Raw genomic sequence first — 23,957 nt, 5'->3', positions numbered from 1 at the left:
AATAAACTCCTTTCAAAGTCAGTTGTAATGTAGCCGCCCATAGGCGTAAAAATGGGATTGCCAATAGCTTGTATCAAGTTTTGCGTATTGTATCGGGTCGCCACAATGCAGCATGACGGGGCTTCCGTCCCCGTCCTCGCCAACGTAGATACCCACATGAGATACCCCCGGCGTGTCGTATGTACCCGTAAAGAAAACCAAATCCCCCGGCTGCGGGTTGGAAACGCGGGTTGAAATGTTGTAAAGCCCTTGCGCCCCAAGTCTGCCCGTATTGTATAGGCCGCTGTTCGTCAATACATAACTCACAAAGCCGCTGCAATCAAAAGAGGTTTCCGGGGTGCTGCCGCCCCACACATAGGGAAAGCCGACGTATTTATCCGCTTCCTCTATGAGCCGCGCAAACTGTTCATCGGAATTAAGCAGCGCGGCGGGTACTTCATAATCGGCGGGCGGGTTTTCATAGTATTTAGACACATAGCCGGACGACGGGAACAAATCGGGGCGGTTTCCCAGCGACGACATATACATAGCGTACATGGATAGCTGTTCCTCGCCCATGATGTAGACGGGGACATGGGAAAGGTTGAAGTTTTCCAAATCCACATGGAGAATGTAATAGTTGTAGGGTACTTCAACCTCATATTCGTTGCCCTCGCTGTCCGTCCTCGTTTCGGTGCGGTATCGTACCTGTACTTCTTCCTCAACGGTCAAGATATACTGTTTCTCAAAGAGCATTTCAAGGGTGCTTTGCGCTTCATCAAGGGTAAACACGCCCTCATGCAGCGCGGAAAGGATAGAGATTAGCACATAGGGGTCATGCTCGATCTCGTCCGCGTTCACCCGGTATTCGTCATAGCCGGGGTATTCGCGCTCGATATTATTCAGCATATCTTGTAACTCGGCTTCCATAGCGGCATACGCGCTTTCCGCGCCTGTAATATCCGCGTCCTCGGAAAGATAGGACGACGCAATTAAGCCGCTGCCGCTGTTGCCGCCAAAGAGGGAGCAAGAGGACAAGCCGCCGAAAAGCAGAAGCACGATAAAGGCAATCCCGCCCACAAGCAAGCAGCCTTTCCAGTGCCGGACGACAAAGAACGTCGCCCGTTTGGTTTCCTGCGCGGTTTTCTTCGCCGCCTTTGCGGTGGCTTCGGCGGTCTTTTTCACTTTGCCGCCCGCTTTCAGCGTCTTTGCATACTGCTTTTTAATGCGCTGCTTCTGCCAAAAACGGGAAATCGGGTTTGAGTGCGCAAGGGCGGGGTTATCGTGCAGCGCCTTTTGATAGAGGAAATCGGCGTTTGCCTTTACCGCCTTTCTCTCGGCTGCCGCCGCTGCCCGGTAGGGTTTCAGCTTGTGGCTGCGTATGCCGCGCTTTACCGTCCGCGCCGCCATACCGCCCGCTTTCTCGCCCGCAAGTTCTACCCTGTGCCCGCTTTCCACACCGACATTTTCTTTCTCAACCTCGTAGATTTTCCCATGTACGGTGCTGTTCAACTCCTGCGCCGGACGGGACAAGGGGTTATGCCGCAACTTGCCGTTTGGGGGCTTATCCGTCTTTTCAAAGGAAAGGCGCGTCTTTGCCTTGCCTTTCGCTTCGTCAAAAACGCGCTCTTTCTTGATTTTGGTCTGCTTGGGGATAGCCGCCCGCGCTGCGTCTAAACGGTCTGCCGCTTTCTCGGATTTACGGATAGATTTCTGCAATTCCGGCGTTGCCCGTTCCGCTTCGGAAAACTGCAAGCGGGAAGTATGGGTTTTTAGCTGCGCCGCGTCAAGGGCTTTTTTCCCTGCGCCCTTTGCCGCTTGCCGTTCAACCTCTGCGCCGATACGGTCAACAGCCTTTTCTGCCGCTGCGGTAGGGGCTTGGGAATAGTTTTCCTCCTGCGGCCTTTCGCTGATACTCGTTGTTTCGCCCGTCGTGAGGTTTTCCGCAACCGCCCCGTCGCGGGTCATTTTCTGCGTTACCTTGTCGGGGGCTTTCCATTCCTTGCTCAATCTTCATCACCTCCAATCCGCTGTTTTGCAAGGGTGCAATAGTCGGGGTTTAACTCAATGCCGATATAGCGGCGGGAAAGGTGCTTTGCCGCCGCTGCGGTGGTGCCGCTGCCTAAAAACGGATCAAGGACAATCCCGCCCACGGGACAGCCCGCCAAAATGCACGTTTCCGCAAGTTTGGGCGGGTATGCTGCGAAATGCCCGCCATGATACGCGACATTGTTGATCTGCCAAACGTTGCGACGGCTGCGGACGGGACAAATCAACTCGTCGGCGTATGCGCCCTTTTCGCGGGGGCGGTTGATTTTCTGCGGCTGGTTTTGCCCCGGAACAGTAACGTTATACTTGTTTCCTTTGCTAACTCCGCTTTTCAGCCGCCCCGCCGTTGTGGGGGCTATCGGCTCGGCTACTGCTTGCCAATTGTAGTAATACTTCTTTGACTTGGTAAGCAGAAACACATATTCATAGCAGCGGGTCGGCCTGTCCCGCGTGCTTTCTGGCATGGGGTTTGTTTTGTGCCAAATGATAGAACTGCGCAAATACCAACCGTCGCCCCGCAAGGCAAGGGCTACAAGCCACGGAATACCGATTAAATCTTTGGGCTTACAGCCGGGGGCGCGGTGGTTGAACGCCACTTGCTGCCCGTTCCTGCCTTTGGGATATTTGGGGTCTTGGTGGTCGGCTTTGCTGCCTGTGCCGCAATAAGTGTCCGCGATATTCAGCCAACAAGTCCCCTCCGGCGTAAGCACCCGCTTTACCTCATGGAATACCGCCGTAATGCGGGAAACATATTCTTCCGGCGTTGCTTCCCGTCCGATCTGCCCGTCTGCGCCATAGTCCCGCAAGGCATAGTAGGGCGGGGACGTTACGCAACAATCAACTGCGTTTTCCGGCAAGGTTTGAAGCACCTGCAAGCTGTCGCCGCAATAGATTTTGTCCGTTTCTATCCTCATGCCGACACCTCGCCGGGTTTGGTCGTCATGACGCGGTACAGTTCCGTATCCTGCGGGAAACGGTCAATAAAGGGCAAAATCACGTTGCCGTAGAAAATAAGCCCCTCGCCCGCGTCGGAATGGGTTACATAGGTCATTTGCTGCTGCGAAATGTTAAGCTGCTTTGCAAGGATTTCCCTGTCGCCCTGTGCTTGGTTGAGCATATAGACAAAATCGCTGTTTTCAAAAACGTTTGAAACTTCTCTGCTCGTCAAAAGGTCTTTGACGTTCTGCGTGATACCTGTCGGAATACCGCCCCACTTCCTAAAACGCTTCCAAATCTCGACGCTGTATGCTGCGGTCTGTTCCTCTTTCAAGAGTAAATGAAATTCGTCGATGTAATACCGCGTCGCCTTGCCCTCGCTGCGGTTTACCGTTACTCTGTTCCATACTTGGTCTTGGACGATAAGCATACCGACTTTTTTAAGCTGCGTACCGAGTTCCTTAATATCAAAGCAGACAAGGCGATTATGAATGTCAACGTTTGTCCTGTGGTTAAAAATGTTCAAGCTGCCGTTTACATAGAGTTCCAATGCCGCCGCGATACGCTGCGCTTCCTTTTCCGGCTGCTTCTTGATCTCGTCGTAGAGGTCGCCCAAAATCGGCATATTCTCCGGCTTCGGGTCGGCAAGGTAGTTGCGGTACACGCTGATAACAGCGCGGTCAATCAAGGTCTTTTCGACAGCTTCCAGCCCGTTTTTACCTCCCATAATCAACTCACAAAAGGAAAGGATAAAATCGCTCTTTAAGGCTATGGGCGTGTCGCCCTCGCTGTAATTGAGGTTAATATCCATAGGGTTAATGTACTGCGTGCTGTTCTGCGAAACCTTGATAACCTGTCCTTTCAAACGTCCGACAAGGGGGTAATATTCGGCTTCGGGGTCGCAAATGATAATGTCGTCGGACGTGATAAGAAAAGCGTTTGTGATTTCGCGTTTTGCAGAAAAACTTTTGCCGCTGCCCGGTGTGCCGAGTATCAAGCCGTTGGGATTTTTCAGCTTCTTTCGGTCGCACAAAATCATGTTGTTGGAAAGGGCGTTTAAGCCGTAATACAATGCTTCGCCGCTTTGGAACAGCTCTTGCACCGTAAAGGGAACGAAAACGGCGGTGCTGCTGGTCGTCAAGCCGCGCTGGATATGGATAAGGTTTTCCCCCAACGGGATAGAGGACATAAGCCCCTGTTCCTGCCGGTAGTCAAGGCGGGTCAAAATGCAGTTGTATTTCTGCGCGATTGCCGCCGCTCCAAATACTTCGTTATCCAATTTCTGCTTGGTATCTGCAAGGTTTAAGACAAGCAGCGTAAGCAGAAACATTCTTTCGTTGCGGCTCTGCAAATCGCGGAGTAGGTTTTTTGCTTCCCCGCCGTAGGTGGCAAGGTCGGACGGAATAATATCCATGTCGTAGCCGCTGCGGATTGCTTTTTTCTGTTCCTCGATTTTCATACGGTCAAGGTCGGTAATCTTGCGCTTAATCGTCTTGATTGCTTCGTTGTGGTCGATACTCTGAATGTGCAGATTGACGATAATCCCGTTTTCCGCGTCCATGAAGTCGGCAAGCATACGGTCGGAGAGTTCCGGCGCGACGATCTGCAAAAAGGAAACTACGCCAAACTTGCCGCCCATTTGAAACATTCGCCCGTCGCCAAATCGGAAAGAGGACGGCGCGATAAAGTCTTTGACAGAAAGACCGCTTGCGGGTAGCCATTCCCACGCAAAGTTAAAGCGTTCCCCGTCCGGGTGGAAAATCCCATGCAGCACTTCAAGACGCTGTTTCCCGTCCAATACCCGCGCCGCCGCGCCGATCACCTTAAAATGGTTGAGGGTGTCCGTTTCAATGCGGGCAAGACGCGCCCGCGCCGATCTAATGTCCTTTGCTTCAACGGTAAAGGTGAGAAACTTGGTCTTGATAAGCCCGTTGTTTCCGCGTTCAAGCTGCGTCCTAAGCATTTCGGTGTATTCTGCTCTGATACTGTCGAAGTCATCATTCTGCGGCGCAATCGTGATACTGTTCTTGAAATCGTCCTTGTTCGCATGGCGGCTGATTAGGGAAAGCTGCACGCTGATAGAAGCGTCGAACGAGTTATACATATCGCAAAGGGCTTCAAAAATGGCGGTTTTGTCGTCCGGCTGCGCAAGCTGATAGTTGATGTCCTCAAACTCAATGCACTTGGAATACCGCCCGTTTGCAAGGCGGCAAATCCCGTCCTTATACATTCGCTCAAACGGTATGCTGTCCTGCGCCGTATGGGGCTTCCCGTCGCCCTTTGCCTGTCGGATAAGGGTATCTATCTGTTTTCTTTCCTGTCGGGAAAGTTTACGCTTTTCGTTTTGGGTGTTTTTCTTTTCCTTTGACAATCGCCCGTACCTCCTTATCTAATTGCTCTTGCCGCGCAAGGGCGGCATAAAAATTGTTGGTCTGATAAGGTCGCTCTTTGGGGCGAAGAAACTTCACTTCCACAAATTGCCGAATAATCACTTCCAGCGGTTGCCCGTTTTTCTCGTACATGGCAAGCAAAAACATAGGCAGCATGGCAAGCACCATGCACAATGCCGCTGTGGTTGTTCCAACGCTGTCTTTTACCAAAAAGAACAGCGGCAGTCCGATTGCTACCGCCGCGCTGAAACAAATTAGCTGTCGTTTCGTAAGGTTGAACATTACCTTGCTTTTGATTTTTGTTAAGTCCTTTGGGACGGTTACATACGCCATTTCAAACCTCCTTTCTGCCCGGAATGTAATCTTCAAAACGGGGGACAGCATAGAAAAGCCGTTTGTTATTTACCCACCGTTGCAAATGGCGGGTAACAGGCGGGGCGGTTGGACGCTCGTAAATCATCACATACGGGTCAAAGCCCATAGCCCGCAAGGTGTTCACGCGGTATAAATCCTGTTCGTGAGTGCTGCCGTAGTTGGTAAGAACATACACGCGCCGCTGGCGGCTGCTCTTAATGGCGGTCAAATCCAAAAAACGTTGGAAATACCCGGTTAAGTCCTCGTCGGGATTATCCCATGCAAAATGTACCGCTTTTATCCGTACCCGATTTAACAGGCTGACATTATCCCTGTTCACAAGGCGAATATCCAGCCCTTGCGAAAAATCCACCCATGCGCGGCTTCGTATAAGCTGCTCAATGAGATTTTCATGGTCGGGACAGGCAAGCAGATTAGCGTCCATGATTTTTATTTCCGGCTGCCATTTCCAAAACTCGGACAAATCCGCAACCTTAACACTTTTGCGTCCCTCTTTACTGCTGACAATGCAAAACCCGCAATTTCTCGGACAACCCCGGCTTAAAAAGCCGTAGGCAATCCCGAAAAACTGCGGGTAGATAGAATAATCCGGGTAACTGTGTTCCACTTCCGGCGGCAAGCGGTTTTTCGTGTCGTAGCCCGTACCGCCGAAAATAACTTGTTCCGCGTTGGTAACGGTTATCGTGTCTTTGGAATAGGTGTCCGTAAAGACGCGGCTTTTATATACAAGGTCGTACCGCCCCTTTGCGTTCCACCATTCCACCGTATGCCCCTTTGCTTTATGATACGCGGATAGCTTCATCAAGCAGAGGTTGGGGAAATTATGGCTGTCAACGTCGATTAAACCGATTTTCAAATCATAACTCACCCCCTTAATGTGCCGAAAAGACGCTCTTTGCAAGGCTTCCCGTTTTGAAAAGCGTAAAGCACAAGAGGACGGTATAGCCCATGCAAGCCCAGATCGCGCCGGAAATGTCGTCGGTCGCTGCGATTGTTTGTATCAACACCGCATAAATGCCGACACACACCAAGATCAGAAACGCCTGAAAACCAAGCGCAAGCAAAGATTTTAAGTAATTCTGTCCCATGCTGCCCCATTCGTGATTTACCATTGTTGCCATAGGGATAGGGGCAACGCTCGTTACAAGATATATTTCAATCATGCGCCCATACACCACAAGCATAATGCAGATTGACAGGGCTTTCATGGTAAGCCCTACAAAGAGGGATTGAAACCATAACCCCAAAAGACCGCCCACGCTCATAGCGTCGAGTTTTGCTTCAATGTCGGTAATGACGGTGGTAACGTCTATGCTTGTATCGGATATGATAACCCCCGCGCTCTGATTGACGACGCTCTGCGTAACGTCGAAAACTCCCATGACGATGTTCCAAGTGTTTGTTACCAGCAGCACCGCAACAAAGGTCTTAAAAATCCATTTGAAGAAAATCCAAGTGTCGAGATCGTGCAGATTGTTTTTTTCAATTACAAGCTGGATTAGTTCATAACACATGACAAAGGTAATGATAACGCCCGCAATCGGTACAATGACGTTTTCCGAAAGGCTGCGTATCATGTTGAATATGCCCGCGTTCCACCCGGCGGGGGTCGTGCCGACTTGTGTTGCGATTTCTCCAACCTCTGTATTTACGCTGTCAAACAAGCCGGAAAGGTTCGATAAAATCCCGTCTGTCAAAATGCCGCGAAACCAATCTTCAATCATCTGCCATATCAAAAGTTAATCCCTCCTTTCCCGCGCCCTCCCGTTTCCGAGAGGGCGCGGCGGGTGGTATTTGTTTTAGGCATTATCCAAAAAGTTGAGAAAGCAGGGGAACAAGGGTGCCGCCGATCAAAGCGACGCCGCCGCCCGCCATGAGCTGTTTTATCCCCAATTAGGTGTAAAACTCTGCTCGATGGCGGGCGGCGGCGTACAAAAAATCTATATGGTGTTTTTAAGAGAACCGTCCCGGCGGGACAGGTCAGGCAGTGACCTGTTCCACCTCTGGGATGGGTTTGAGATTAAAATGAATTTCGATAGAAATGTGTCTTGTTTTATCTTCGTCAATGCGCTCATGCACGACGATTTCTTTGATTAAGCGGTTGAGGGTGGCTGCGTCCAGCTCTGTGATATTGGCGTATTCCTGAATGGCTTCCACCCATTGTTTTGCGTCATTGGCAAGCTGGACTTCATCGGACAGCCGCTTTCTGCCCTCGGACACTTTTGCTTTAAGCTCCGCTTGCTCGGTCTGTGTCTTTTCCAGCATGGTGTTGAAATTCTGCTCACTGATACGCCCTGCAATCATATCCTCATAAAGCCGCATGACCATTTTATCCAGAACCTCAATCCGTTCCTCGTCCCTTGTAAGGGAGCGTTCCATTGCTTCCCGCTGTTCCCGCTGCTCGGCTTCACAGGTATTAGTCAGGCGGTCGGCAACCGCTTTCCCGTCCATCAGGGCAGCTCTGGCACATTCCCGGATTTTCCGCAGCACATGGCTGTAAAGGGTGTCATAGTCAATCCGGTGCTGGGTGCAGTGGTTCTTTCCAAAGGCATTGTAGGTCTTGCAGGAATAAATCTGCTGGGGATGTTTTGCGTTTGTGTAGCGTATCGTCAGCGACTTCCCACACTCGCCGCATTTTATCAGTCCGGCAAACAGGCTGATTTCATTGGTCTGCCCCGGACGCTGGCGGGATTTCAGCTTGTTCTGCACAATGTCAAAGCTCATGCGGTCAATCAGCGGTTCATGCTGTCCCTCCACCACAATCCAGTCCTCCGGCTTCTTTTCTCCAATCGTGCCGATTTTGAAACGGTAGTCTTTTTTCTGGGAAGCAATCGCCCCGGTGTAGACGGGATTCATCAAGAGGTCTTTGATAACGGAGAAGTCCCACATATACCGTCCGTTTTCTGGGTCTTTCTTTTCCCATTTGGTGCGGGTATTGCGAAGCCCCCGTTCCCGGTTCCACCATGTGGGGCAGGGGATTTTTTCTTCCTCCAGCCGTCTGCGGATATAGTTCGGACCATGACCGTTCAGGGCATATCCGAAAATCAGCCGCACAATCGGGGCGGTTTCCTCGTCAATGAGCAGATGGTTTCTGTCCTCTGGGTCTTTCCGATACCCAAAGGGGGCAAGACACCCGGTAAACTGTCCTTTCTGCGCTTTCAGAAGATAAGAGGAATGGACTTTCTTGGAAATATCCTTGCTGTACATCTCGTTCAGGATATTCTTGAACGGGGCAATATCGTTGTTATCCCGCAGGGTGTCGATACCGTCATTCATGGCGATATAGCGGACACCGTTTCTTGGGAAAAAGTCCTCAATCAAATGCCCGGTTTGCAGATAGTTACGCCCCAGTCGGCTGAGGTCTTTCGTGATGACAAGGTTGATTTGCCTGCGCTCAATGGCTCTCAACATTCTCTGTAAATCAGGACGCTCCATATTAAGACCTGTGAAGCCATCGTCCTGATAGACTGCCACAACCTCCCATCCCTGCTTTTCGCAGTATTTTTCCAGCATATCACGCTGGTTTGCGATACTGGCACTTTCGCCTTGCAGGTCATCGTCCTTTGACAGCCTGCAATAGACCGCTGCACGATACCCTCCGGCAAGTGCCGAACCGATTGTTCTGTATTCCATTTCGTTCATCATAGCCATTTACCCACACAATCCAGACGGTATCTGGCTCTTTTGAACCTCATCTTCATTATAACCCATATCTTTCTTTTTAGCAAGATATTCTTTCGTATTTGTCTTACCGTATTTCTGGGAAATCAGGCTGACGAACACATCGGTTGCGTCCAGCTCCCCGTCAAACACCGTTGTAACATGAATCTCTGTTTTGTTTTTTGCCATAGGCAGTTATCCTCCATACATGAAAATAGCCAGACAGAGGGTGTCGGCAACGAAGTCCGGCAACGGGCTTCAAAAGACCTTGCAAACAATCTCAATCTGGCGATGGTTACTATTTATACTTTTCTTTTATTTTTCTGTTGTTTTGGTTGTTATAAGGGAGAAAAGCCCGGAAATAAAGGTTTTTCCCCGGCAACCGGCTCGGCAACGGGATAGCAACAGGGGGTGCAACGGGCTGTCCTTTTCAGAATGGAAGCTCCATCTGTTCTGTGACCTCCACAAAACCGTCCATCGTTTTTTCAGACGGGTTGCTTAAGTCCGTTGCCGGGTTTTCACGCTCCCAGCCCTTTTGTCTGCCATATTCTGAAAACATTCTTGGGTTCGGGAAGTACCTCCAGCCGGAAATGCACTGGTTCATAATCTCGTTGATTTCCCGGATTTCCCATTGCTTCGGCTCGTCAAAAGCATGGTTCAAGGCTTCCTTGTAGATCTGCTTGGAGCAGACCATGCTCCCGGTGTACTTATCAAGATACGCCTGTATCATCCCTGCTTTGGTGTCCTCCGGCATAAAATCCCGCTGGTGTTCTTTGAGATAGCGCTGCATGGCGGGGCTGAAAGCCAGCTTGAACCTGCCGCTTCGGTAAATCTCCATCGCTTCTGCCCACATCTGCTCGATATAGGCTCTGGAAGCAGCTTCGTCCTCCAAAATGTGAACCTCGGCTTGCTCCGGGTACACCATGACGGGGATAAAGCGGCGGTTGCCGGAACGGTCAAGGGGCAGGAAGTCCAGGGCATTGGAAGTGCCGCCAAACACGCACTGACGGGGGCGGTCTGCCGGGTGGGTTTCATAAGGTATCTTGTAAACCTCTTTCTGCCGGCTTAAAAATGACTTGATTTCCTCAATGCTCTTGGCGTTGGCGGTTGCCATCATTTCCGACATTTCGATAATCCAGTGACCTTGCAGCTTGCGGTACACATTGTCATCGTCCAGCTTCCGCAAATCATCGGAGAACCACTCGTCCCGGACTGCCAGCAGACGGAAGAAAGTGGACTTGCCAGCCCCCTGACCGCCGACCAGACAGAGCATGATTTCAAACTTGCACCCCGGCTGAAAGGCTCGTGAGATTGCACCCAGCAGGAACAGCTTCAATGCTTCATAGGTGTAATCGTCTGCGTCAGCCCCCAGAAAGTGCCGCAGGCAGAAGCGGATTCGCTCTGTCCCGTCCCACACAAGGGAACTTAAATAATCCCGGATGGGGTGGTACTTGTTTTCATTCGCCACAATCCCGATGGCGTTATCAATCTTTTTCTCATTGGTAAGCCCGTAGGTTTCTTCCAGATAAAGAAGCAGATACTTCATATCTGTATCGTTCAGGGCGGTGCTTTCCCTGTGGAAGCCGATGGGCTTTATGATGTCCTTGCGGTCAGTCAGGATGTTGTATGCGATAGCCCCGGAAAGCAGCGGGTCACGCTGGAATACAGTCAGGCAGTTCCGTATGCTCTGACGGACACCGCCTTTCTCGGTAGTTTCCAGCCCCTCCTTGATTTCCTCAATGCTCTGGGGTGGCTGCATGGCGTTCATGGTGTTTTTTAGTTCTTGCTGCGTCTGCGGCGGCAAGCTCTGCCATTCGCTGTTCAAGCTGTATCACATCCTTTCCGTAGTCCGTAATCAAAGCCGCTTTTTCCTCTGTTTCCCCGAACAGCAGCACATCCAGCAGATACTCCACTTGGTCTTGCTTCTGTAAGGCTTCTATAAACCGGGGATGAAAGGCTTCCTCCGGGGAGTGTGGGGCGTAGTCCGTTCTCCATGCCCGAAGCAGATGGAGATAATCAGCAAGAATACGGAAGCAGCGGTTCTTTGCTTCCTGAAACTGTTCCTCCGGGGATTTCTGCCGGGGCTTTGGCTTTTTTTCCTTTCCCGGCGGCTTCCAGTCCTCATAGGAAAGCCCGAAGTCCTGTGCCAGTTGTACGGCGGCTTCTTTCTTTCCCAGCCCATACAGGGCGGCGGCAAAATCAATCACATCCCCATCCGCACCGCAGCCGAAGCAGTGGTAACGCCGATCCAGCTTCATGCTTGGGGTTTTATCGTTATGGAACGGGCAGCAAGCCATCCCGTTCCGACCTACATGGATTCCATAATGCTCCGCAGCCTGTCTTGTTGTGACGGACTGCTTCACAGCTTCAAATACATTCAAATCTATCCCTCCTTGAAAAAAAGAAAAGCACCTGACATTCTCAATCTGAAAATGGCAAGTGCCTGTTAAAGTTCCATATCCTGTTGTTTGTGTTTTGTCTGCACCGGGGCAGTTCTTTGTGCTTTTTTCTCGTCCGCCTTATCCTGCAAGACTTCTTTGAGGGGCTGCTTCTTGGGCGGCTCTTTGCTTTCTTCTGTGCCGGGGGTGGCTTTCCGTACCCAGTAGCGGATGTCCCGCAGCTTCTTCAAATCCTCCTGTACCTCTGTCAGCGGTACTTTCAGCTCTGCGATTTCGCTGAGAAGTTTTTCCTGCTCCTGTTGCAGTTCCTTTTGGGTGCTGTCCTTATCGTCCGGGTGCTTGGCAAGGTAGGCGGTGGCTTTCGCATACCGGGCGACCTCCGGGTGTTCCTGTTTGAATTTCTCCTTTGTTTTCTTGAAAAATATCTTCTGGTACTTCTCATAGACAGGCTTACATTCCTTGCAGTCTGTCCGGCTGGCAAGAATCCCGTCAATCACTTTGCTGCGGGCTTCCTTTGGCTTCATCTGACTGCGGTAATCTGCGGCTGATTTCCCGGAAGATTCCAGAAATACTTCTAAGTCCTCCACAGTAGAAATCCCCTTTTGACGGAGATAGGACAGGGCTTCGCTGACTGCCTTTAAGTCCTGTGAAGTCCCCCGGTTCTGTCCAGCCCTTGTCCAGTCCTTCCGTTCTTCCTTTCGTATCTCCATATACTTCATCAGCAGATTGGGAAGAAGTGTCGCTTCCTCCGCCGCCTTTTGTGCAAGCAGTTCTTTTCGTTTTTCTCCCAGCTCGGTAATCCAGCCTTTGAGGTTTTGAATGAGCTGCCGGATAGACTTCATCAGGCGGTTGGCGGCTCTGATTTCCCGGTTCAGGTTGCCGATGTTCGTCTGGATACCCCGCTTTTCCATCTGCCGGACAGCAGCTCCCTCATGGACAGTAGGGATAATATCAAGCCCCTGTCTGGCATAAGAACGCAAGTCCACACGCTCTGGGCGGTCATTGGCTTCCAGATAGCGGTTCTGGATGACCTCCCATTCATGCCGCCAGATTTCGCAATACTTCTGGTCGTTCCAATCCACCGTATCCTCCTTGTGGCTTTTCCATCTGCCGGACGGAAGTTTGATCCGTTCCCCGTTTTCGTCAAGGTCATAAACCTTGCGGCTCTTGGGAAGCCATTTTCCATGTTCGTCCATTGCCCTCATAGTGAGCATGACATGGGCGTGGGGATTGTGTCCCGGCGGATGGGGGTCATGGATTGCAAAATCAGCAATCATGCCTTTGGAAACAAACTGCTGCTCACAAAACTCCCGGACAAGGACAGCATACTGGTCGGGTGGTATCTCTCTTGGGATGGTAAGCACCCACCGCCTTGCAAGCTGGGAGTTCCATTGCTTTTCCACCGCTTCGGCGGCGTTCCATAAGGTATTGCGGTCTGCATACGACCGTGGGGCGTTTGCCGGGAGCAGAATTTCATTGTGGACGATACCACGCTTTTCCGGGTAGTGCTTCACTTGCTGGTCGTATTCACAGAACAGCTTTTCGCCGCTTTGGTAAGCAGCGGCGGCAACAGCAGACTGTCGCTGGCTGCGCTGAACAATCGTGATTTCGTTGTGCGGACAGGGCATTTCGTATCACTCCTTTCGGTAATCGGTGGATGGGGTGGCGTTTTGCCACCCCATTTTGGGCAGAAAAAAAGCAGGAGACCTTTTTCAGATTTCCTGCTCGGTGTGCCGCTGTGTGGGCGGCGGGTATTTAGTTGTAAAAGTTCGGGACAAGTTGACCCGATGTGTGGGTGGCAAACTGGAATTAATCAGTTTCTTGTAACCTTTCGAATAGTTGGCTATCAATTTTATAAATTCCTTGATAAGGCTGTTCAATATAGTATTTACCACTATCCTCATACGCAAAGATAGTACTTGTTCCTGTCTCAAACTGGAAGTCAATTTTGATATAACTTTCCACTTGTGGACAGTCTTGAACACTTTCCTTCTTAGTCGGTTCAGAACTGGAAATATCGGCGATTATTTCACTTATCCAAGTTTTGTCTGAATGACTTACTGTATTTTCCCCAAAAGTTATATCAATAGATGTAATCTCGTCGGTTTGAGGTAACGTAATAGGAGCTACCTTTTTTCCACACGCAACTAAAGTCAGTACACAAGTAAGACACAAAAACAAAGAAAGAAATTTTTTCATAAGCATATTACCTCCAAATTCCGATTGAGATTTCACCTGTTTTAAGAAATTTAATAACTGTTATATTTTATTATTAAATTCTTCGCAACCCCTTGAAAACACTGGATTTGTCGCAGGTGAGCTTTCCCTTATTATTTCCCTTGTGTTATATCGTCCCATCAGTGTTTATGCACTCTGATAAGGGCAAATACAAGGGCAAGAAAAATCTATAAGACAGTATAACACAAAATAAAAGTGACATGGTGAACTGATTGAAATGCTTCTTAATTTTTGCTACTACTGATTGATTAAATGATAAGGAGATGGGATACGATGAGAACAATATTTGCAGAATACAATCCACAGTGCAACAGCATTGATGTATATACTAATACGGGCTATATACTCCGTATTGATTGTTGGGAAGCAGAAAAAAATTTAAGAACCACACCTGGATCTGATTGTGCTTTGACATCGCTTGCAATCGATGAGCCATTAGAATATGCAAGGTTATATCTTGATGGGAATTTACAGATGTGGGTAGATGCTGAAGATTCATTAGAGTTATGATTATTCCAATCAAAATCTACTAGAATTTATTAAAAATTAGCTTCATAATTTTAAAAGGACAGCCCTATTGCTATGAGGCTGTCCTTAAAAATACAATAGATAAACCTAGATTATTCTTGCTACTATCTGATTGTTAAATTTTCTGTATTCCATATTGCAAATCTCCCTTTTCGCAATATTTTATTAGTATGAATGCCAGAATCGCTGAAAAAACACGTGCCAATACCGTACTCCACCATATCATAATCTGTCCACCAAATAAAGGTGGTAAAACAAGCATAAATATCAGCATCAATACTGGTTCAATGAATGTAAGAATGTATGACAATCCACTTTTTTCAGTAGCATAAAATCCAGCTGTCGCTATTCTGGTAATCGCAACAAATGGTAATGACACTAAAAATATAGGTACAATTTTAGAAATCTCAATACTTACTTCATAAGAAGCTCCGAAAACCCCTCCAATATTTGCTCTGTTTACATACATGATAATTCCACCACAAACAGCAAGAATTATTGCAAAAATGTATGCCATTCTCTGAACTCCTCTCAGGCTTTCTTGATCCTTCTCACCATAAAAACGGCTCATTAAAGGTTGACTTCCATCACCTACGCCCTGCAATATGAGATATATGATACAGATAATATAGGATACACATGCATAAGTTGCAATAGCTTTTTCTCCCCCATAAGAAGCGGAGAATCGGTTTATAAACACCAATGAAATATTAGGAGTCAATGCTAGCCCAAACGGTGCAAGACCTACTCTGAATATAGCGCCACACATTTCTTTTACATTTTTTAAGGATACATACACATAAAACTTTTTATTATATAATGCGTATATGATTGCAATTGCTGCAGTCACACCCTGTCCGGCTATTGTAGCTGTGGCTGCACCTTTCATGCCCATTTCATATATCCATACAAAGATAAAATCCAGAACAATATTGGTTATGAATCCACCAACCATCGCAAACATTGACCAGAAAGAGTTTCCATAATTTCTAATGAATGGCATCATTCCAGTTCCAAGAATCTGCAATATTGCTCCAAGTGCTATAATTTTGATATAATCTGTCGCATTTGTTAATATAATTCCATCTGCTCCAAGCAATCCTAAAATTTTAGACGAAAAGGAGTAAATAATTATGGTACTGATAACACTTACTATTACAAGAAGCCACCAGCTTGTAGCAATAAATTCTTCTGCCCGTTTTCCTTTCTTTTCTGCTGCATTAATTGAGTAATAAACAGCTCCTCCCATACCAATTCCTGTTCCAAGAGCCTGAATCAAAGCCACAATCGGATATGCAATATTAATAGCCGAAAGTCCAGCATCTCCTATGGTATTGCCTACAAAATATCCATCCACTATCGCATATATTCCTGATAATGCAAATGCTATAATAGATGGAATAACATATTTAAAAAATAATGATTTATGATTCATTTTTCTTACAATCTCCTTCCTTGAAAAGTCTGATAAACAGCTCTGTATTATCATTAAGACTTTCTATATTCTCTAATCCCATTTTTTCGATTACATATATTTCTTTTGAGTGCAGTTTTTCTATGATATCTTTCGTATATTCCATTCCTGATTCTGTGAGGCATATCAGCTTATTTCTCTTGTCTGAATCATCAGATACCATATTGATGTATCCTTTTTTCTGAAAATCTTTTAGTATCGTATTTACCGTTTGCTTAGGTATATTCCATTTTTCACTTATCATTTTCTGCGTGCATCTTCCATTACTTTCATAAAATGAATACAAAGCAAAAACTCCATTTGAAGACAGTCCCTGATCCTTTGACCATTCCTCATACATTGCTGTACATTCTTTCCATAAAGCATAATATCGTTGCAACTGTATTATCATATTATTATCTTTTCTCATCTTTTTCCTCCTTAAATTAGTACGAATCCGGACTTTTGTATTATAGTCCGAGTTCGTACTAATTGTCAAGATTTATTTATATACTTTTTCTTTATATAAACAATCAATAGTCCCTTACTAAGGACAGGAAGATTATGAAATTTCCCTGTCCTCTTTTAATAATATCCTCGTTCTTCCATCCAGTCTTTCACATAACATCTGATTCCAATATAAATAATATGCGACAGTAATAGCAATACAATAAGATTTATCGGATTAGCGTTTTTAATCCATTCTCCAAAGTAAATTACAACAGCTGTACTCGTTATCGCTACCACGATACTGATGATATCCCAACAATATTTCCGGTAGATTTTTCCTACCTGATAACCAATCCCGATTATCAGCCACCCGGTTATTACGAATAAAATTGCCATGACAGTACCGGCAATCAGCCAGTACACAATCCCGGAAAGAATACTGTTAGGTATTCCACTGCTTAACTGTCCGAAAGAGTCTGCACCTGTCACAAACTCCCGAAATAAACTTCCCATTCCTTTTCCTAACGCACCGAAAAAGACGATACAGTCGTTAAGGAAAACCGGCGAAAGAATCGCAGTAAACAGTGTTGTTGTTATGCTGTACCATGCCAGTAGAAACAAGATACTTTCATAACCAATCGTCATATTTTTATATTTCTTTTCTAACTGGCTTTTACGGCTATCGCATTTTTCTTTTGCTTTCCGGTAAGCAGTACGGTCACATTTTTCACATTTCTCATAAGGCACTTTTTTCTCAACAGCTACCTCTACCGTCTTTTGGTGTGTCTGTGCATAAAGTTTTTCCTGCTCTGCTTTTTCATACTTAAATTTCCATGCCACGGCTTCTGCGTCGGCTCTTTTCCTGCTGTCTGTCTCGCTGGTCAATCGTTCCTCTGTTTGCCTTAATCTTGTCCGCAATGCTTCGATATTCTCGGCTCTGTTTTCGCTGTTCAATTTCTCGTTCAAGGTCAGCGATTCGCTTAGCTGCCTGTTTAGTTCCTGGATTGTCTGGTCTTTCTGATCCAGTTCGTCCTGCATCTGTTCGGTCATCAGCAGAAGTTCTTCCACCTGCCCGACGTTCTCTAAGTTTCTGCATTCGCTCATCGATCTCCCTCGCTTTCTCTATCTGCTGTTTAAGGTCAGCAATTCGCTGTTCTGTTTCTGCAATAAGCTGTTCTCGTTGTTCAGCTTCTGCGTTAATTCCTGCCATTGCTGATTCTCGTTTTCCAACTGTTCGATTCTGGTTTTCTGTTGCTCGATCTGTGAGAGCAGTTCTTCTGTATCTGGCAAAAGATTTAGCAGCCTGGATAATTCGCTGTTTAAGCTTTTTAAACTCTGGTTCTGCTCCTGAAAAGACAGGAGCTGCCTGTCCCGTTCCTGCAATTCCTGTACCATCTCTGCCATAAGATTCTGCTGTTCCTCGATCTGGTTTATCATTGTCTCCATCATGGGAATGACTTCCCGGCTTTCTTCTAATGTCACGCAATCGCTCCTTCCATTGTGTTAATGCACTGGATACTTTTCCAAAAGAAATCTGTATTTTATCCAGCAGTGCATTTTGTCTTTTTATGATCTGGTTTTCCTCTACTTTCCATGAAGTAGAGGATGTCTGTCCGTTTTGAAATTTCTCGTCAATTTTTCTGGCATCTGCGCCCTCATGGATCGTCGGTATCTCTAATTTTCCCTGCCTTGCATAAGAACGATGGTCAATGTGATTTTCCGTTTTCAAATGTGCATTACAGACGTTTGCCCATTCGCTCCGCCATAGCTCACAATTTTTCGGATTGTTCCACCCGGTAGCATCGGTTAATACACGTTTCCACTGTTTGCGGTTCCTTGTCCCGACTTTCTGGACTCCATTTTCATCAAGTACGGGGATTCGGATTCCATGACGGTCAGGGTTCTTTTTATCCTGCCACCAGTCCGGATGGGATTCATCCACCACAATATTTCCATTTTCATCTCTGACAAACTCCCAATCCTTGATTTCTTTGTTACCCCATGAGTGGTCTGAATTGAATGGTCGCAACGTCACCAATAAATGCACATGGGGATTACCATCTCCTTTATCGTGGATACTCCAATCCGCACACATTCCCTTATCTACAAAGGTCTTTTGAATATATTCAGTTGTATAATCAATCTGTTCCTGTCGGCTCCATTCTTTCGGAAGTGAGAACTCAAATGACCTGCCGAGTTGTGCATCTGAACTTTTTTCTATCCTCAAGACTTCATTCCATAAACGCTGCTTCTGAAAAGTAAGTTTGAATTTTTCCAGTGCAGCATTTTGGTTATCTGCCCTTTTATATCGGACAGATTTCTGGAACCGTCTGATATTTTCAGCAGGTACATTCTGCCATTCCTGTGGTGCATTTTCACACATCAGCAGGCTGGTATAAACGACTTCTTTTTTTGAAGTATAGTAGCTGATCCTGCCTGTTTCTTCATTTTTCATCACATCGCCATTGAGATAAGCAGACGCCGATATGATGGATTTTCCTTTGCTGCGTCCAACAATCTTTACTGTATAATGAAAAATCGCCATGCTCCGTTTCCCCCATTCTGCCGTATCCGGCTTTGATTTCCGGCAGGTAACGTTTTTCCTAAAAGAAAATGGTATCTGCCGGAGCACCCTCTGCGTAAGAGTGCCCTGTGCATAACAGCCTGCATGGAATGTGCCCCTCTGGCGAAGAGTGCCTCCTGCGGCATGAGCAGGTCTGGCTGAAAGCCCCGCCGACGGAACGAGCCCGGCAAGCGTAAGCGCAGACCGGTTGCCACCTGTGGCAAACTTATACGGACGACCTCTGGTTGTCCATAAGTGCGCCCTTCATAAAAAAGCAATGAAGGGAATGGAAACTCCACTCCCTCCGGCATTACACTTCCTCCGTATTTGCAACTGGCTCTTTCTGCATTGCCTTTGAGAAGAATTTCCCATTTGCTTCCTGCCTTTTTAAGAAGCCGATCAGCTTTGGGATATCATCTTCCTCAATCGCAGAACCCAGTACCGATTCCACTGCACCGCCAATCTGGCAGAGCCTGTGTGTCCGTTTTTTGGTTTCCACATCTTTCTGACGTTTCTTCAGTTCCCGTTTCTGTGCTGCATACTGTTTTGCTTTCTCAAGGCTTTCCTGTTCTTTCTTTTCCAACTGGAGCATACGCTCCTCATAACTCTTTGTTGATCTTGCCATAAATATCATCGTCCTTTCTTTTTTTCCAAACATAAGTTTCCTGTTGTCTGTCAGACGAAGTACATGGTATAATCTGCTTGCGTGTAGGTATATCATGACTCCGGTCTGATAGAACCTTTGGCGGTTTCTTCGGGAACCGCTTTTTTAAGTTGAACCGTTTCTTGTGACTGCTTTCACATTTCCCTTATCCCTCAAGTCCCTGCCCTCGTTGGCTTCCATAAAAAGTTCCAGCATATCCGTTTTGATCAGGACTTTTCTCCCAACCTTCAATACCGGAAGTTTCTTCCACTCTACCAACTTTCGCAGGGTGTTCCTGCCAATTCCCGTATAATCAGCAGCTTCCTCAATAGATAAGGCAATCTTTCTTTGCGTCATATGACCACCTCCTTTCGAATTGCATTATGCAATTTCATTTGTGCTGTCAGTATAGCGTGTTTATATTGCTTTGTCAAGCATTATGAAATTTTTCTGCTTTTCTTAAAATTGCATATTGCAATATATTTTGTTGCGTGGTATAGTAATGACATACCGAAAAAGGAGGCACATCAGCATGAAAGATAAAGAACTACGCAAGCTGATTGGCAGCAGGGCAAAACAGCGCCGTCTGGAATTAAATCTGACACAGCCTTATGTCGCAGAGAAGATGGGAGTTACCGCTTCCACAATCCTGCGTTATGAGAATGGTTCGATTGACAATACCAAAAAGATGGTACTGGAAGGTCTTTCGGAAGCACTTCATGTATCGATTGAATGGCTCAAAGGGGAAACCGATGAATATGAAACTGATATTACGGATAAGAAAGAATTGCAGATTCGTGATGCGATGGGCGACATTCTCAAACAGTTTCCTCTTGACCTCAATAAAACAGAAGACGCTTTTTCTAAAGACTTACTGCTGTTAATGTTAAAGCAATATGAACTGTTTCTGGATTCGTTTCAGTTCGCCTGTAAAAATTACAAAGGCAGTACCAAAGATGCGGACATTGCCAAAGTAATGGGATTTGAATCGAAAGATGAATATAATGAGATTATGTTTCTCAGGGAGATCACACATACTGTCAACGCATTTAATGATATGGCAGATGTTGTAAGGCTCTATTCAAAGAAACCGGAAGCGGCAGAACAAAGGCTTGCAAATCTTTTATCCGAAGTTATGTATGACGATTCTGAATCGGTATAGTAAGATAATCGGAGTTATGATACAATGAGCGCAAGCGAGTCAAGCTGTTTACAGATTTGACGAGCGGCGAATTGGCTTATGGACTTGTCCATAAGATGCCTACACGCAAGAAGCATTTCAGCAGTTCCGATTGTCTGATATCGAAAGGAGACATACGATTATGGCAAAAGGATCTGTTAGAAAAAAAGGAAAAAAATGGTACTATCGTTTCTATGTAGAAGATGCAAGCGGTAAAATGGTTCAGAAAGAATACGCCGGAACCGAAAGTAAAAGTGAGACGGAAAAGCTTCTCCGCAAGGCACTGGAAGACTACGAAGATAAGAAGTTTGTTGCAAAGGCAGATAATCTTACCGTAGGGGAACTTCTGGATATGTGGGCAGAAGAAGAACTGAAAACTGGGACACTCAGCAACGGTACAGTGGAAAATTATCTTGGTGCAATCCGATGTATCAAAAAACACCCGATTGCAGACCGCAAACTGAAAACAGTTACTGCCGAACATTTACAGGCATTTCTTGATCTGCTTACATTCGGTGGTGAGTTTCCAGACGGGAAAGTAAAAAAGGGATACAGCAAAGATTATATCCATTCTTTTTCCGCAGTGTTACAGCAGTCATTCCGTTTTGCAGTATTTCCAAAACAGTTAATCAGTTTCAATCCGATGCAGTATATTAAGCTGAAAAAGCAGGCAGAGGAAGTTGACCTCTTTTCCGATGATGAAGTGGAAGAAGGTACACAGCCGATTTCACATGAGGATTATGAACGGCTTATCCAATATCTGGAAAAGAAAAATCCACCTGCTATTCTTCCGATTCAAATTGCGTATTATGCCGGGCTCCGTATCGGGGAAACCTGTGGTCTTACATGGCAGGACATTAACCTTGAGGAACAATGCCTGACCATAAAACGCAGTATCCGCTACGACGGCATGAAACACAAAAATATTATCGGACCAACGAAACGGAAAAAAGTAAGGATTGTTGATTTTGGAGATACGCTGACTGAAATACTGAAAGCTGCCAGAAAAGAACAGCTCAAAAACCGGATGCAGTATGGCGAATTATATCACCGCAATTACTACAAAGAAGTGCATGTGAAAAACAGGGTATATTATGAATACTATCATCTTGACGGAACACAGGAAGTCCCGACAGATTACAAAGAAATCTCCTTTGTCTGCCTGCGACCAGATGGCTCTTTGGAACTGCCGAGTACACTCAGCATTGTATGCAGATCAGTGGCAAAGAAGCTGGAAGGATTTGAAGATTTCCATTTTCACCAGTTGCGTCACACTTATACCAGCAATCTGCTTTCCAATGGAGCTGCACCGAAAGATGTACAGGAACTGTTAGGACACTCTGATGTCAGTACCACAATGAATATTTACGCTCACTCAACAAGAAAAGCAAAACGGGATTCCGCAAGACTTCTTGATAAAGTAGCGAGCAATGCTTAACTAAAAATTTCCCTTATTTCCCTTGCGGATTCCGCATAAGGGCAAAAATAAGGGAAAATACATATCATTTCACTATTTAATGGGCTGAAAAGCCTGTAAAATAAGGAAAGTTCAGGAAATCTCTCCACAAATTCCGATTAGTCGTTGACTTCATTATACTTTATTCGACCGTCAAAGTATAGAGAGATTTTGTAAAACTTGTCGGCTGGGAACAGCTTGCAACGCAAGGTGTCCCCAGATGGCAAGTTCACAAAAGGGTAGCTGGCGGCAGCCAGCGCAGGGGAAGCGTAGCGTCCCCTGTTTGATTTGAAGCAGACCATGACTGCGGAAAATCACAGCCCTCCGGCGAGGAGCCTTCGGAGAACGCAATGCACCAACCTCTGGGTGGTGTATAATTGCGCCCTTAGTAAACTAAGGGGGTTCCGGCATCTCCCGTTCCAGCAGTTTTTTCAATAGTTCCTGCGTGTCCTGTCTGTGAAAAATGAGTTTCAACAACAGCATGACATCATCATCTGTCAGGCGTTCCGGTTCTTGCAGAAAACTTTCCAGCATACCGCCACGTGTACAGAGCCGGTGCGTTCGTTCTTTTCGGGTAAGCTGCTTCAGCTGATGCTGCAATGCCTTTTCATCATTGATGGCTTTCCGCAGTTTCTTTTCGCTTTTTTCCAACTCCCGATTGAGTTTTTCCAGCTTTGATGTATCAGGCAAGGGCAGCGTCCTCCTTTCCCGGTATCAGCACATAAATCCTGTTTGGTTCTCCAATGCCCTGACGCACCCGCATGATAAGTCCGGCAGTTTCCAGTTCATTCAGAGAACGCTTGACCGTCATGGAGCTGCGGGACAGGACTGCGGCAATGGCTGTGACAGGGAAGCAGACAAAGAGGATTCCGTTCTCGTCCTCCTGCCCTTTGGAGAGCATAGCGTCCAGCATCCGGCAGTACATGACCTTTGCGGTGCTGCTGACTGGAAATCCTGTCAACGCTCTGGGAAAAGGCATACAGGGCGGCAATGGTGTGTCTATCGTCATAAATTCAAAATTCATTCTGTGTGTTCCTCCTTTTTCTTTGCTCGTTTGGATAAATAACAGGGGCAGTCAATCACAACCGCCCGGAAGCTCTGCTTGCACCCATGCTGGCATTTCCGGCATAATTCGTTGTAAGTGACACGCCCCCGGTCATTGAGGTAAAAGGAAAGCTCATACTTCCTCTTTTTGCTCATTCTCGGCATATTGCGCTTCCTCCCGTTTTAGTGTATGGTTTCGGGGCGATTTTCGGTAAAATTACAGCCATAGAGCCGCTTAAAATCTCCCGAAGTATCAGCGATAGGGTAGACTGTCCCCCTATCAGATTGTTGTGTTTCGGTATCATTTCGGTGTCAGTTCGCCAGTTCTCCCCGGTGTCGTTCCTCCCCTGAATCTCACAGCGGCGTATCGCTCCCTTTGGTACGCTCGTTTTGGTCAGGGTTCCTCCATATCCCTGCCAAAAGTCATGACGCTACATCGCCGGGGAAGCATATCCCACACAGGCTGGTCATTCGATTGGAATAATCCATCGATGAACTACCTGTATCATAGAACATTTTTGTGCCCTGTGCCGTATGTCCACAAAGTAGGAATTCGGGGTAAAAATCAGAAATTTCCACGATTGCGGAATTGATATGGTATAATCAATTCAACG

25 protein-coding genes and 1 pseudogene are annotated in these 23,957 nt (G+C 46.8%); 4 read left to right on the top strand and 22 right to left on the bottom strand.

The window, feature by feature from the left end:
• Positions 1 to 18 precede the first annotated feature (18 nt).
• From ABC831_RS08795 to ABC831_RS08755, 9 genes and pseudogenes are all read right to left on the bottom strand, one after another.
• Positions 19 to 1,989 (bottom strand): C40 family peptidase, encoded by a 1,971-nt coding sequence (locus ABC831_RS08795; protein ID WP_055143066.1) that lies wholly within the window; start codon positions 1,987 to 1,989, stop codon positions 19 to 21.
• Positions 1,986 to 2,942: a DNA-methyltransferase gene (locus tag ABC831_RS08790; protein ID WP_055143064.1), complete on the bottom strand. Its 957-nt coding sequence runs from the start codon at positions 2,940 to 2,942 to the stop codon at positions 1,986 to 1,988. The genes ABC831_RS08795 and ABC831_RS08790 overlap by 4 nt, the downstream gene beginning before the upstream one ends.
• Positions 2,939 to 5,335, bottom strand: coding sequence for a VirB4-like conjugal transfer ATPase, CD1110 family (locus tag ABC831_RS08785; RefSeq protein WP_055143062.1), 2,397 nt, complete (start codon positions 5,333 to 5,335; stop codon positions 2,939 to 2,941). Before ABC831_RS08785 ends, ABC831_RS08790 begins: the two co-directional genes overlap by 4 nt.
• Positions 5,295 to 5,687 carry a PrgI family protein gene (locus tag ABC831_RS08780; RefSeq protein ID WP_007860207.1) on the bottom strand — a complete coding sequence of 131 codons (393 nt, stop codon included), beginning with the start codon at positions 5,685 to 5,687 and terminating at the stop codon, positions 5,295 to 5,297. The genes ABC831_RS08785 and ABC831_RS08780 overlap by 41 nt, the downstream gene beginning before the upstream one ends.
• Position 5,688: 1 nt before the next feature.
• Entirely contained in the window at positions 5,689 to 6,585 is an 897-nt protein-coding gene (locus tag ABC831_RS08775; RefSeq protein ID WP_007860209.1) for a radical SAM protein, read from the bottom strand.
• 16 nt (positions 6,586 to 6,601) lie between these two features.
• Positions 6,602 to 7,453, bottom strand: a complete 852-nt coding sequence (locus ABC831_RS08770) for a VirB6/TrbL-like conjugal transfer protein, CD1112 family (RefSeq protein WP_003431220.1) — start codon at positions 7,451 to 7,453, stop codon at positions 6,602 to 6,604.
• 82 nt (positions 7,454 to 7,535) lie between these two features.
• Positions 7,536 to 7,619, bottom strand: a pseudogene (locus tag ABC831_RS08765) (Maff2 family mobile element protein); the annotation flags it as partial.
• A gap of 90 nt (positions 7,620 to 7,709) precedes the next feature.
• On the bottom strand, positions 7,710 to 9,380 hold the full coding sequence (locus ABC831_RS08760; protein ID WP_007887864.1) for a recombinase family protein: 1,671 nt from the start codon (positions 9,378 to 9,380) through the stop codon (positions 7,710 to 7,712).
• Complete coding sequence (locus ABC831_RS08755) at positions 9,381 to 9,578, bottom strand: hypothetical protein (RefSeq protein ID WP_109258351.1); 198 nt, start codon at positions 9,576 to 9,578, stop codon at positions 9,381 to 9,383.
• Between ABC831_RS08755 and ABC831_RS08750 the strand changes: the two genes are divergently transcribed.
• Positions 9,552 to 9,791 carry a hypothetical protein gene (locus ABC831_RS08750; RefSeq protein ID WP_021682886.1) on the top strand — a complete coding sequence of 80 codons (240 nt, stop codon included), beginning with the start codon at positions 9,552 to 9,554 and terminating at the stop codon, positions 9,789 to 9,791. The two genes, ABC831_RS08755 and ABC831_RS08750, sit on opposite strands and share 27 nt — an antisense overlap.
• A 28-nt stretch (positions 9,792 to 9,819) precedes the next feature.
• Here ABC831_RS08750 and ABC831_RS08745 read toward each other — a convergent pair whose 3' ends face one another.
• The 4 genes from ABC831_RS08745 to ABC831_RS08730 all read right to left on the bottom strand — a co-directional run bounded on the left by ABC831_RS08745 (position 9,820) and on the right by ABC831_RS08730 (position 13,987).
• Positions 9,820 to 11,157: a virulence-associated E family protein gene (locus ABC831_RS08745; protein ID WP_117534038.1), complete on the bottom strand. Its 1,338-nt coding sequence runs from the start codon at positions 11,155 to 11,157 to the stop codon at positions 9,820 to 9,822.
• Positions 11,126 to 11,770: a CHC2 zinc finger domain-containing protein gene (locus ABC831_RS08740; RefSeq protein ID WP_117534040.1), complete on the bottom strand. Its 645-nt coding sequence runs from the start codon at positions 11,768 to 11,770 to the stop codon at positions 11,126 to 11,128. Before ABC831_RS08740 ends, ABC831_RS08745 begins: the two co-directional genes overlap by 32 nt.
• A 65-nt stretch (positions 11,771 to 11,835) precedes the next feature.
• Positions 11,836 to 13,416, bottom strand: a complete 1,581-nt coding sequence (gene mobQ / locus ABC831_RS08735) for a MobQ family relaxase (protein ID WP_117534042.1) — start codon at positions 13,414 to 13,416, stop codon at positions 11,836 to 11,838.
• Positions 13,417 to 13,597: 181 nt separating this feature from the next.
• Positions 13,598 to 13,987 carry a DUF5301 domain-containing protein gene (locus tag ABC831_RS08730; RefSeq protein WP_029731695.1) on the bottom strand — a complete coding sequence of 130 codons (390 nt, stop codon included), beginning with the start codon at positions 13,985 to 13,987 and terminating at the stop codon, positions 13,598 to 13,600.
• A gap of 312 nt (positions 13,988 to 14,299) precedes the next feature.
• Between ABC831_RS08730 and ABC831_RS08725 the strand changes: the two genes are divergently transcribed.
• Positions 14,300 to 14,536 carry a DUF6061 family protein gene (locus tag ABC831_RS08725; RefSeq protein WP_002578301.1) on the top strand — a complete coding sequence of 79 codons (237 nt, stop codon included), beginning with the start codon at positions 14,300 to 14,302 and terminating at the stop codon, positions 14,534 to 14,536.
• Positions 14,537 to 14,669: 133 nt separating this feature from the next.
• On the opposite strand, the gene ABC831_RS08720 is transcribed toward ABC831_RS08725, so the two are convergent.
• From ABC831_RS08720 to ABC831_RS08690, 6 genes are all read right to left on the bottom strand, one after another.
• Positions 14,670 to 15,989: an MATE family efflux transporter gene (locus ABC831_RS08720; RefSeq protein ID WP_109214827.1), complete on the bottom strand. Its 1,320-nt coding sequence runs from the start codon at positions 15,987 to 15,989 to the stop codon at positions 14,670 to 14,672.
• Entirely contained in the window at positions 15,979 to 16,437 is a 459-nt protein-coding gene (locus tag ABC831_RS08715; RefSeq protein WP_108817235.1) for a MarR family transcriptional regulator, read from the bottom strand. The genes ABC831_RS08720 and ABC831_RS08715 overlap by 11 nt, the downstream gene beginning before the upstream one ends.
• Before the next feature lie 155 nt (positions 16,438 to 16,592).
• Entirely contained in the window at positions 16,593 to 17,297 is a 705-nt protein-coding gene (locus ABC831_RS08710; protein ID WP_021369328.1) for a DUF6040 family protein, read from the bottom strand.
• The gene (locus ABC831_RS08705; RefSeq protein WP_109214826.1) at positions 17,281 to 19,002 is read right to left on the bottom strand and encodes a MobA/MobL family protein; all 1,722 of its coding nucleotides are present in this window, start codon (positions 19,000 to 19,002) and stop codon (positions 17,281 to 17,283) included. Before ABC831_RS08705 ends, ABC831_RS08710 begins: the two co-directional genes overlap by 17 nt.
• A gap of 328 nt (positions 19,003 to 19,330) precedes the next feature.
• The gene (locus ABC831_RS08695) at positions 19,331 to 19,645 is read right to left on the bottom strand and encodes a DUF3847 domain-containing protein (protein ID WP_002578306.1); all 315 of its coding nucleotides are present in this window, start codon (positions 19,643 to 19,645) and stop codon (positions 19,331 to 19,333) included.
• Between the two features lie 144 nt (positions 19,646 to 19,789).
• A complete protein-coding gene (locus ABC831_RS08690; protein WP_002578307.1) occupies positions 19,790 to 20,020 on the bottom strand; it encodes a helix-turn-helix domain-containing protein in 231 nt (76 codons plus the stop codon).
• Positions 20,021 to 20,195: 175 nt separating this feature from the next.
• Between ABC831_RS08690 and ABC831_RS08685 the strand changes: the two genes are divergently transcribed.
• Complete coding sequence (locus ABC831_RS08685; protein WP_009243739.1) at positions 20,196 to 20,825, top strand: helix-turn-helix domain-containing protein; 630 nt, start codon at positions 20,196 to 20,198, stop codon at positions 20,823 to 20,825.
• Positions 20,826 to 20,985: 160 nt separating this feature from the next.
• Positions 20,986 to 22,281 carry a tyrosine-type recombinase/integrase gene (locus tag ABC831_RS08680; RefSeq protein ID WP_009321335.1) on the top strand — a complete coding sequence of 432 codons (1,296 nt, stop codon included), beginning with the start codon at positions 20,986 to 20,988 and terminating at the stop codon, positions 22,279 to 22,281.
• Positions 22,282 to 22,692: 411 nt separating this feature from the next.
• Here the strand turns inward: ABC831_RS08680 and ABC831_RS08675 are convergent, their stop codons facing one another.
• From ABC831_RS08675 to ABC831_RS08665, 3 genes are read right to left on the bottom strand one after another with little or no spacing between them, the layout of a single operon-like run.
• Complete coding sequence (locus tag ABC831_RS08675; protein ID WP_005927679.1) at positions 22,693 to 22,989, bottom strand: DUF3847 domain-containing protein; 297 nt, start codon at positions 22,987 to 22,989, stop codon at positions 22,693 to 22,695.
• Entirely contained in the window at positions 22,982 to 23,323 is a 342-nt protein-coding gene (locus ABC831_RS08670; protein ID WP_005927681.1) for a DeoR family transcriptional regulator, read from the bottom strand. Before ABC831_RS08670 ends, ABC831_RS08675 begins: the two co-directional genes overlap by 8 nt.
• Complete coding sequence (locus ABC831_RS08665) at positions 23,320 to 23,508, bottom strand: hypothetical protein (RefSeq protein ID WP_005927683.1); 189 nt, start codon at positions 23,506 to 23,508, stop codon at positions 23,320 to 23,322. Before ABC831_RS08665 ends, ABC831_RS08670 begins: the two co-directional genes overlap by 4 nt.
• Positions 23,509 to 23,957: the final 449 nt, after the last annotated feature.

Source organism: Diplocloster hominis, from assembly GCF_032380655.1.
Taxonomy (GTDB): Bacteria; Bacillota; Clostridia; order Lachnospirales; family Lachnospiraceae; genus Diplocloster; species Diplocloster hominis.
The sequence above is the reverse complement of the archived record's forward strand: the minus strand, read 5'-3'. Positions and strand labels throughout refer to the sequence as shown.